Origin of the sequence: Chryseobacterium sp. ON_d1, from assembly GCF_006829085.1 — a bacterium.
In the GTDB taxonomy this organism is placed as follows: domain Bacteria; phylum Bacteroidota; class Bacteroidia; order Flavobacteriales; family Weeksellaceae; genus Chryseobacterium.
Window position 1 is genome coordinate 178,885 of sequence record NZ_BJTC01000013.1, and the last position, 11,038, is coordinate 189,922.

An 11,038-nucleotide genomic window follows, 5' to 3' on the forward strand; every position below is an offset into this window, starting at 1 on the left:
TTGTAAACAATGTACGATATCATCATTATTGGAACCGGAGCAGGAGGTTCAACGATGGCCTATAAACTGGCTGACAGCGGAAAAAAAATATTGATTTTAGAAAGAGGGGATTATGTTCCGGTGGAGAAAGAAAATTGGAATTCTGAAGAAGTTTTTGAGAAAAACAGGTATACAACTACAGATCTCTGGCTGGATAAAAACGGGAAAAGCTTTCGGCCGGGAATGCATTATAATGTAGGTGGAAATACCAAGTTTTATGGAGCCGCCTTATTTCGGTTAAGAGAGGAAGACTTTAAAGAAATAAAACATTATGGAGGGGTATCACCTGCATGGCCTATTCAGTATGAAGATTTAAAAGAGTACTATCTGGAGGCTGAACAGCTTTTTAACGTCCATGGAAAAAGAGGTGCAGATCCTACTGAGCCTTTCGATTCCGAACCTTATCCGAACCCACCGCTACCTCACGAACCGAGAATCCAGGAAATTTTTGATGAACTGAAAGATTATGGTTTGAATCCTTTTGAGCTGCCCATCGGCGTAAACTTTACCCCTCATACAACAGCTAATGCTCCTTATACACTGGATCGTTTTGATGGTTTCCCTGATGCTTCAGAAAGAAAAAGTGATGCTCATCTTTGTGCCCTGTCAAAAGCACTTGAATATCCCAATGTTGAGCTGATGACCCATTCAAAAGTTATAAAACTAAATACAGACAGCTCAGGAAGAAAAATAAATGAGGTTATTATAGAACAGGATGGAGAGATAAAAACAGTAACTTCTGATATCATAATTCTTTCTGCCGGCGCCATCAATTCTGCTGCAATTCTGCTGCAGAGTAAAAATGAACATTTTCCAAACGGACTTGCCAATACTTCAGATCAGGTGGGACGTAATTATATGTTTCATCAGAATACAGCATTGATAGCCCTTTATACTGAACCTAATCCTACAAAATTTGGGAAAACATTTGGTATTAACGATTTTTATCATGCAACGGCTAAGTATGAGTTCCCTTTAGGACATATACAGATGCTTGGAAAATCAGATGAACATCAGATTAAGGCAGATAGTCCGATTGCCGCACCGGGATTTACTTTTGAGCTAATGGCTAAACACGCTGTTGACTTCTGGCTGACTTCAGAAGATCTGCCAGATCCTGAAAACAGAGTAACAGTAGAAAACGGTCAGATTAAGATCAGCTATACGGACAATAATCAGAAAGGACACGAATTTCTTAAATCAGAATTAATAAAAGCGTTAAAAGCATCAGGGAAGTTTGAAAGCTTTCTGTTCAAAGGTTATTATTTTAGTAAAGGAATGGATATTGCTTCCCCTGCTCATCAAAACGGAACAACAAGAATGGGACTGGACCCGAAAAGCTCAGTAGTGGATGTTAATTGTAAAGCGCATGACCTTGAAAACCTGTATATCGTAGACGGAGGTTTTTTTGTTTCAAGTGGAGCCGTAAATCCGGCACTTACCATTATAGCAATGGCTTTAAGAGTGGGAGAATACCTTAAAAATACTCTATTGAAATAAAAGATGAACAACAGAAAAATTATTATAGCTGTTGTCTACTTGCTTGCCTTTCTGGCTGGGGTTAATTTTGTGATTTTTCCGGCACTGGGAACAGCTTTTACAGATCCCTCTTTGTTTGCGTTATCTTCTTCACAGTTTGGGAACCTGTTTATTCCTCAGGTACTATGTATCATCGTGGCATGTCTGGGAGCACCGATTTTGGTTAATAAATGGGGACCCAAAATAATTCTTTCGTTGGGAGTTCTGCTGATGCTTGTTTCTACAGGTTCTCTATGGGTGCTGCATTATTTTCTTGTTGAAAAAAAACTGTTGTTTTCTGTATTAATGGTGTTGGTGGCTTTTACAGGAACAGGTTTCGGACTTTCCATTACCACACTGAATCCACTGGCAGCAAGTTTATTTGAAAAAGGAAATACCAATGCGATTTTAATTCTTCAGTTTCTGGTAGGATTAGGTACGTCCACCTCTCCACTGATGATGAATCTTATAGGAGATGTCAGAAACTGGATGTATCTTCCCGGAAGTATATTTGTTGTTATAAGCTTGGTGTTGATTGTTTTTTTATTTTTAAAAATTGAAAAAGGGTCATTTTTTAAACTTCCTGATTATGTGAGAATTCCTCAAAAACTGTGGGTGTTTTTCATTGCAATTATTTTGTATGGCTGTGTAGAAGGAACTTTCGGGAGCTTTGGAGGAATTATCTTAAAAAGTAAAGGGCTGGATAATAACGAAGCCAGCATTGGCCTGTCTCTCTTTTGGGCAGGGATTGCTTTGAACCGCCTTCTGTTTGGGGTATTTTCAAAAATATTTGATCTTTCCTTATTCTTTCTCTATGCTCCTGTTGCAGTGGGAATAATGATTATTTTACTGTTGGTTTATCCTCATGTCCATCTCCTGTTATTCATGATGCTGATGATTGGTTTTTGTATGGGAAGCATATTTCCTGGTTCAATTGGCTGGGGAACGGTAGAATTTCCTGCCTATTCTGTTTTAGTTTCAGGATTTCTGATGGCAGCCAATCAAATAGGGACCGGTATTGTAACGAATGTTTTGGGAAGTTTTTCTGGTTATATTAATGATGTTTTACAAATTCTGACGGTTTTAATGATGATAATCTGTGGTCTGTTTTTTTATCTTAAAAGAAATTCGAAGATTAAAGATGCTTTCTAATCAACCGTGTCAAGGTTTTAAACCTTGACACGGTTGATTAGAAGAGTGGGAATTTATCTTCATTTTATTTCCAATTTCCTTTCTTAACCTACATCAACTGTTTAAACACCCACATCCCGTACATTTGTACTATAAATAATCACAGAAAATGAAAACAGTATATCATAAAGCAGATTCAAGAGGCCATGCCAACCACGGATGGTTAAATTCTTACCATACATTCAGTTTTGCCAACTATCAGAACAGAGAAAGAACACACTTTGGTGTTTTAAGAGTATTAAACGATGATACCGTTTCTCAGGGAATGGGCTTCGGAACACACCCGCACAGGGATATGGAAATTATATCCATTCCTTTGGAAGGAGATTTGGAACATAAAGATTCAATGGGAACTACAGCGGTAATCAGAAAAGGAGAAATCCAGGTGATGAGTGCCGGAACCGGTGTAATGCATAGCGAATACAATAAAAATAAAGATGAGGAAGTAAAATTCCTTCAGATCTGGGTTTTCCCCAGAGAGCAGAACGTTGAACCAAGATATGATCAGAAAAGTATCAAAGAAGGAGAGAAAATCAATGGATTCCAGCAGATCCTATCTCCCGATAAAAATGATGACGGCGTATGGATTCATCAGGATGCGTGGTTCAATATAGCCAATTTTACAAAAGGAAACGGTAAAAATTACATGCTCAACAAAAAAGGAAACGGAGTGTATGCATTTGTTTTAAAAGGAAGCGCAAAAATAGGAGACCGTATTCTGAATGAAAGAGACGGATTGGGAATCTGGGATACCCAGAGTTTTAATATCGAAGCGGTGGAGGACACCGAAATATTATTAATGGAAGTCCCAATGGAACTGCCCGCTTATCTTAAATAAAAAACTAAATTTGTAATCTTAAAAATAAACCTCATATATGAAAATTTTAGCAATAGCAGGAAGCAACTCAGAAGTATCAATGAACAAGCAGTTGGTAGCATATGCTTCAACATTGTTTGAAAACGCAGAAACTGAAGTAATTGATTTAAACCCTTTCGAAATGCCTATCTACAAACATGAAAGAGAGCTGGCTAACGGTGTTCCTCAGGAAGCCCATGATTTTGCAGCAAAAATTGATGGAGCTGATGTATTATTGGTGTCTTTGGGAGAGCACAACGGAACGTATTCTACAGCATTCAAAAATGTTTTCGACTGGGTATCCAGAATCAAAGACAGAACGGTTTGGAATGAAGTACCGATGCTATTGATGTCTACATCTCCGGGAGGTAGAGGTGGAGCGGGAGTTTTGGAAGCTGCATCAAAGCGTTTCCCTTTCCATGGTGGAAATGTGGTGGAAACTTTTTCCCTTCCATTTTTTAATGACAACTTTGATAAAGCTGCTCAAAAAATTTCCAATGATGAGAAAGACAGTGAATTAAAGGAAAAAATTAAGAAGATTGCAGCCATTGAAACGATCCTTGAAAAATAGAATTTGAATATTCATTTAAAATTACTATTTTTGCAAAAAGAAAAGAGATGAAAATTCAGACCTCCTATAAACAATGTTTTTCTCATAAAGGGAAAATTGTGGGCTCTGAAATTCTGAGATAAAATAACGGCCGATAATCTGAAAAGATTGTCGGCTTTTTTGTTTTCTAAAATCAAGTATAAAAGTAATTATTAAAATAAAATGTATCAATATACTAATGTACCAGTTTACCAATTCTCCGGTTTCCAAAGTGAAGCTATTGTTACATTGCTAAACAGATATATTGTTACATTATTAAATTATTAAACATGAGCAACACTTACAAATCAGCAGGAGTAGACAAAGAAGAAGGATACAAAACGGTTGACAAGATCAAAAAGGCGGTCGGTGAAACCCACAATTCTAATGTACTGAATCATTTGGGAAGTTTTGGTGCTTTCTATGAAATCGGTGGATATAAAAATCCGGTTCTTGTATCAGGAACAGATGGAGTAGGGACCAAGCTGAAAGTAGCTTTAGATACTAAAAAGTATGATTCTATCGGTATAGATTGCTTCGCAATGTGTGCCAATGATATTCTTTGTCACGGTGCAAAACCTTTGTTCTTCTTAGATTATCTGGCTTGCGGAAAGCTTGATTCGGAAATCGCTGCAGAAATTGTTTTAGGAATGGTGGAAGCTTGTAAGGATAACAATTGTGCACTGATCGGTGGAGAAACTGCTGAAATGCCAGGAATGTACCAGCCGGGAGACTATGATGTTGCAGGATTCTGCGTAGGAATCGTAGAAAAGGATCAGATCATTGATGGGTCCAAGATTAAAGCTGGAAACAAAATTATTGCATTACCAAGCTCAGGATTCCATTCAAACGGATTCTCTTTGGTAAGAAAAGTATTCCCGAACTTTGAAGAAGAGTTTGAAGGGAAACCTTTATATGAAACACTTTTAGTTCCTACAAGATTATACTATAAAGATATCCATAAAGTATTGGAAGAAGTGAAAGTAGAAGGAATTGCTCACATCACAGGGGGCGGTCTTTATGAAAACGTTCCAAGAATTATTCCTGAAGGACTTTGTGCTTCTATTGACGGTTCAAAAATCAGAATTCCAAGTGTAATGCTTGAGCTTGAGAAGAGAGGTGGTGTGGCACGTGAGGAAATGTACGGAACATTCAATATGGGTGTTGGGATGATCATCGTTGTAGATGCTGAACATGCTGAAAAAGTATTACACCTTTTGGATGATGCCTATGAAATTGGCGAAATCACTGAAGGTGCAGAGAAAATCAATTTATCACTATAATAATATAACAATGTAACAATATACCGATGTACCAATTAAAATCATTGTTATATTGTTAGACTGCTACATTGTTACATTCAAAATATGAAGAACATCGTTGTACTCGTCTCCGGTTCAGGAACAAATCTGCAGAGGATCATTGATACTATTGACTCAGGAGAAATCCGGAATGCAAAAGTAACTCTGGTGGTTGCTGACAGGGAATGTTTCGGATTGGAAAGAGCAAAAAATCACAATATAGAAAATATACTCATTCCAAGAGGAAAGAATTTCAGCAGCGAATTGGCTAAAGTGATTCCACAAGATACAGATCTGATCGTATTGGCAGGATTCTTATCCATTTTAAAACCGGAATTCTGCGAAAACTGGAATGGTAAAATAATCAATATTCATCCCGCATTGCTTCCGAAGTTCGGAGGAAAGGGAATGTGGGGGATGAACGTTCATAATGCAGTCATTGAAGCGAAAGAAGTAGAGAGTGGGGCAACAGTGCATTTTGTAACGCCGGGTATTGATGAGGGAGAGGCTATTCTTCAGAAGTCTTTTGAAGTAACACCAGAAGATACTCCTGAAACACTGGCGCAGAAAGTTCACCAGATTGAATATGAAATATTTCCGGAAGCGATCAATAAGGTCCTGGGAAATTAATAAATATAACAATGTATCAGTGTACCAATTTACCAATTTACCAATGTTGAAGGTATTGTTACATTGCTAGACTGCTACATTGCTGCATTATCAAAAAATCTAAGTAAAAAATAAAAGTAAGTTCGGAGGTGAAAGACCCGAATACAGTTTGAAATAGCTGTAAAAAGTAAAAAATTGAAAGTAAAATGAGTAAAAAGAGAGTTTTAATCAGTGTTTCTGACAAAAGTGGGTTAATTGATTTCGCACAGTTTTTGGAAGCTCAGAATTATGAGTTGATCTCTACAGGAGGAACGTTCAAACATTTGAAAGACGCTGGTTTAAATCCTATTCAGATTGATGAGGTAACCAATTTTCCTGAAATGCTGGATGGAAGAGTGAAGACTTTACATCCGAAAGTTCACGGAGGACTGCTGGCTGTCCGTAACAACGAAGAGCACATGAAAACCGTTCAGGAGCACGGAATTGGTCTGATAGACATGGTGATCGTAAATCTTTATCCTTTCTTTGAAAATGTAAACAAAGATATTTCTTTGCATGAGAAAGTAGAATTTATCGACATTGGTGGTCCGTCAATGCTTCGTTCTGCCGCTAAAAACTTTGATTCTGTAACGGTAATCACTGATGTTGATGACTATGCGGCAGTAAAAATTGAAATGGAACAAAACGGTGATACTTATATTGAAACCCGTAAAAAGCTTGCAGGAAAGGTATTTAACCTTACTTCTGCCTATGATGCAGCCATTTCAAGAATGCTTTTGGATGAAGAATATCCTACTTATCTGAATGCTTCTTACAAAAAAGTTGCTGACTTAAGATATGGTGAGAATCCTCATCAGACAGCAGCTTATTATGTTTCTACTTTCGAGAATGGAGCCATGAAAGACTTCGAACAGCTTGGTGGTAAAGAACTTTCTTTCAACAATCTTCGTGATATGGACCTTTGCTGGAAAGTAGTTACCGAGTTTAAGGAAGAAATGGCTTGTTGCGCTGTAAAACATTCTACTCCTTGTGGCGTGGCGATCGGAACTTCAGCACTGGAAACTTACCAGAAAACATTCGAATGTGATCCGGTTTCCATCTTTGGCGGAATTGTTGCAATGAACTATAAAATTGATGCAGCAACAGCTGAAGAACTAAACAAAACATTCCTTGAAATTGTAATGGCGCCTGAGTTTGATGAAGAAGCCCTTGAAATTTTAAGAAAAAAGAAAAACCTGAGAATCATCAAAATCGTTAACCCTGTTTCTGATAAACAGACCTGGGTGAAAGTAGACGGAGGTATCCTTGTACAGGATAATGATCTTCACTTCTCAGACGATATCAAAGTCGTTACTCAGGTACAGCCTACAGAAGAGCAGAAAAAAGCTTTACTTTTCTCTCAGAGAGTGGTAAAATACGTGAAGTCAAATGCAATTGTGGTTTCCAACGGAATTCAGGCATTCGGTATCGGCGGTGGACAGGTTAACAGAATCTGGGCGACTCAGCAGGCTATCGAAAGAGCTAAAGAAAAATTCTCCGGAGATCTGGTATTGGCTTCAGATGCATTTTTCCCTTTCCGTGATGTGGTAGATTTCTGTGCTCAGGAAGGTATCAAGGCCATTATTCAGCCAGGTGGAAGTGTAAAAGATCAGGACAGTATAGAAGCTGCTAACGAGCATGGTATACCAATGATGTTTACTGGGGTAAGACACTTTTTCCACTAATTAAAATAGAGTTAAAAAATAATTAGGGATTGTATTTTTAGCATTCAAAATTATATATTTGTAAAATAAGACTAGATAATAAATAAAGTATGAGAATATTAATCATAGGTGAAGGCGGTAGAGAATCTGCTTTAGCGGCAAAGCTTCAGAATGACCCAAGAATTTCTAAAATGTTTTTTGCCAACGGGAATGCTACTACCGATGTAATAGGGAAAAATGTTCATTTATCAGAAATCAAAGAACTTAGAGATTTCGCTATTAAAGAAAAGATTGATCTTACAATCGTAGGTCCTGAGGCTCCTCTTGTAGCAGGTATCAAGGACGAGTTTAAAAAGCACGATCTTAAGGTTTTCGGTCCTACTCAAAAAGTAGCAAGCCTTGAAGGAAGTAAAGCTTTCTCTAAGAAATTTATGCAGACCTATGATATCAAGACAGCTAAAGCTGTGGTATTTGATTCATATAATGAAGCGATAGAATATGTAAAGACACAGCAATATCCTTTAGTGATCAAAGCAAGCGGTTTGGCTGGTGGTAAAGGTGTTGTTATTTGTGATACCCTTGAAGAAGCTGAAGCTACAATTCATGATTTTATGATCAGAAGAATTTATGGAGATGCCGGTATCCGTTTAGTTATTGAAGAATATTTACAAGGTTTTGAAGCGTCTATCATTGCATTCTCTAATGGTGAAAAACTATTCCCGTGTGTAGCTGCAAAAGACTATAAGAAAGCAGGAAACGGAGATACAGGACCAAATACAGGGGGTATGGGTTCGGTAGCTCCAAGTCCGGAATTTACTCAGGAACATTATGCAGACTTCGAGAAAAATATCTTGGAACCTACCCTTAAAGGTCTTAAAGCTGAAGGGTTCGGATTTAAAGGAATCATTTTCTTCGGATTAATGGTTACAAAAAACGGAGCGTACCTTCTTGAATATAACATGAGATTCGGAGATCCTGAAACACAGGTATTGATGGCACTGATGGAAAATAATCTTCTGGATGTGATCCAGGATTGTATGGAAGGAAAAGACATCGAGCTTAAATTCAAAGACGAAAAAGCTGTTTGTCTTGTAATGTGCTCAGGAGGATATCCGAGAAATATCGAAACAGGTTTCGAGATCACAGGAGAAGATAAAATGAAGCACAGTAAGCTACTTTATGCTGGAGCAATCAGTAAGGGTGACAAAGTGGTTTCCAATGGCGGTAGAGTACTGAACATTGTAGCTACAGGAACTACTTATGAAGATGCCCGCAAAAAAGTGTACGAAGATGCATCTCATGTACATTTCGATTACGGCTTCTACAGAGATGACATCGGAAAATTTTAATAAAAATCACGAAAAAAGATTTGGAGTCATTCCAAGTCTTTTTTTGTAAAACAGTTAATAATTATAAGTTAGAAGCTAGAGGTTAGACGTGAGTTGGGTAAAGGTTAATTTGGAGTGATCTCCAAGCCATCAGTCATAAGCGAGCCGCCATAAGCTCTATCATTTATCAATCATCATTTATCAATTATCAAAAATGAACAACGGTATTATTATTTTAGATTTCGGATCCCAGTACAACCAGCTTATCGGAAGAAGAATCCGTGAGATGGGAGTATATTCTGAGATCTTACCTTACAATACACCATTACAAGATATTTTAGCAAAACAGCCAAAAGGGATTATCCTTTCTGGCGGACCAAGCTCTGTAAATGCAGAAAATGCTCACCTGGTTCAGAAAGAATTATACGAGCAGGGAGTTCCTGTGTTGGGAATCTGTTATGGAATGCAGATGACTGCCCATCTTTTGGGAGGAAAAGTAAACAAAGGTGAAAAAGGAGAATATGGTAAAGCAAATCTGGAGATTGTAAAAGAAAGCTCTTTATTGAAAGGAGTTACCCAAAACTCTGTAGTTTGGATGAGCCACTTTGATGAAGTAGGAGAATTGCCTGCAGGTTTTGAATTAAATGCAAAATCAGGGGTCATTGCTTCTATCTCCAATGAAGATAAGAAAATCTTCTGTGTTCAGTTCCACCCGGAAGTTTCTCATACTGAGGAAGGAGCAAAAATGCTTGAAAATTTCGTCTTCGGAATCTGTAACTCAGAGAAAAACTGGAAACTGACCAACTATATAGAAAAAACAGTAGAGGAAATCCGTGAGAAAGTAGGAGACAACAAAGTGATCCTTGGGCTTTCAGGTGGTGTAGACTCTTCTGTAGCAGCTGTTTTGATCCATAAAGCCATCGGCGACCAGTTGACCTGTATTTTCGTAGATACAGGATTGTTGAGAAAAGATGAAGGAAAGAAAGTAATGGATCAGTATGGAGAGCATTTCCATATGAACATTAAAATGGTAGATGCTAAAGAAAGGTTTCTTTCAAAACTGGCAGGAGTAGATGATCCGGAAGCGAAGAGAAAAATCATCGGAAACGAATTTATCCATGTTTTTGATGAAGAATCTCATAAAATTGAAGGCGCTAAATTCCTGGCTCAGGGTACCATCTATCCTGACGTTATTGAAAGCCAGTCTGTCAACGGACCATCTGCAGTGATTAAGTCTCACCACAACGTAGGGGGACTTCCTGAAGATATGGAATTCGAATTATTAGAGCCATTGAGAGAACTTTTCAAAGATGAAGTAAGAAGGGTAGGAGAAGAATTGGGAATTCCTCATCATTTAGTATACAGACACCCTTTCCCAGGGCCTGGATTAGGAATCAGAGTATTGGGAGCTGTAGATGCTGAGAAAGTGAGAATCCTTCAGGAAGCTGATGATATTTTCATTGAAGAGCTATATAAAAATGACCTTTACGAAAAAGTATCTCAGGCATTCGTAGTGCTTCTTCCTGTAAAATCTGTAGGGGTAATGGGTGACGAAAGAACTTACGAATACACCGCTGTAGTTCGTTCTGCTAACACCATCGACTTCATGACAGCAACTTGGAGCAGACTTCCTTATGAGTTCCTTGATACCGTTTCCAGCAGAATCATCAACGAGGTAAGAGGAATCAACAGAGTAGCTTACGATATTTCAAGCAAACCGCCTGCGACCATTGAGTGGGAATAATCTTTGACTTGAATTTAAAATATAAATCCTGCCCGTTTTAGACTGCACCCAAAAGTTTAGACAAAATTAAACAATATTATTATATGAAAGAGTTCGGTACTGTACCGGACTCTTTCCTTTTAGATTAAGTCTTATCCTGTCGTTATTGTAATAATTGATA

General features: G+C 37.9%; 10 protein-coding genes. 9 read left to right on the top strand and 1 reads right to left on the bottom strand.

The window, feature by feature from the left end; genetic code table 11:
• Positions 1-9: 9 nt before the first annotated feature.
• The 9 genes from CRS_RS19795 (at position 10) to guaA (ending at position 10,878) form a co-directional block, all read left to right on the top strand.
• Positions 10-1,539, top strand: coding sequence for a GMC oxidoreductase (locus tag CRS_RS19795; RefSeq protein ID WP_142725675.1), 1,530 nt, complete (start codon positions 10-12; stop codon positions 1,537-1,539).
• Between the two features lie 3 nt (positions 1,540-1,542).
• Positions 1,543-2,709, top strand: a complete 1,167-nt coding sequence (locus CRS_RS19800; RefSeq protein WP_142725676.1) for a sugar MFS transporter — start codon at positions 1,543-1,545, stop codon at positions 2,707-2,709.
• 148 nt (positions 2,710-2,857) lie between these two features.
• Positions 2,858-3,586, top strand: a complete 729-nt coding sequence (locus CRS_RS19805) for a pirin family protein (protein ID WP_142725677.1) — start codon at positions 2,858-2,860, stop codon at positions 3,584-3,586.
• A gap of 37 nt (positions 3,587-3,623) precedes the next feature.
• Complete coding sequence (locus CRS_RS19810) at positions 3,624-4,175, top strand: NADPH-dependent FMN reductase (protein ID WP_142725678.1); 552 nt, start codon at positions 3,624-3,626, stop codon at positions 4,173-4,175.
• 308 nt (positions 4,176-4,483) lie between these two features.
• Complete coding sequence (gene purM, locus CRS_RS19815; protein WP_142725679.1) at positions 4,484-5,476, top strand: phosphoribosylformylglycinamidine cyclo-ligase; 993 nt, start codon at positions 4,484-4,486, stop codon at positions 5,474-5,476.
• Between the two features lie 84 nt (positions 5,477-5,560).
• Positions 5,561-6,124 carry a phosphoribosylglycinamide formyltransferase gene (purN, locus tag CRS_RS19820; protein ID WP_142725680.1) on the top strand — a complete coding sequence of 188 codons (564 nt, stop codon included), beginning with the start codon at positions 5,561-5,563 and terminating at the stop codon, positions 6,122-6,124.
• A 185-nt stretch (positions 6,125-6,309) separates the two neighbouring features.
• Complete coding sequence (gene purH, locus CRS_RS19825; RefSeq protein WP_142725681.1) at positions 6,310-7,827, top strand: bifunctional phosphoribosylaminoimidazolecarboxamide formyltransferase/IMP cyclohydrolase; 1,518 nt, start codon at positions 6,310-6,312, stop codon at positions 7,825-7,827.
• An 89-nt stretch (positions 7,828-7,916) separates the two neighbouring features.
• A complete protein-coding gene (gene purD / locus CRS_RS19830; RefSeq protein WP_142725682.1) occupies positions 7,917-9,155 on the top strand; it encodes a phosphoribosylamine--glycine ligase in 1,239 nt (412 codons plus the stop codon).
• Between the two features lie 175 nt (positions 9,156-9,330).
• Complete coding sequence (gene guaA / locus CRS_RS19835) at positions 9,331-10,878, top strand: glutamine-hydrolyzing GMP synthase (protein ID WP_343659000.1); 1,548 nt, start codon at positions 9,331-9,333, stop codon at positions 10,876-10,878.
• Between the two features lie 66 nt (positions 10,879-10,944).
• Here guaA and CRS_RS24845 read toward each other — a convergent pair whose 3' ends face one another.
• Positions 10,945-11,037, bottom strand: coding sequence for an IS3 family transposase (locus CRS_RS24845; protein ID WP_373995763.1), 93 nt, complete (start codon positions 11,035-11,037; stop codon positions 10,945-10,947).
• Position 11,038 lies beyond the last annotated feature (1 nt).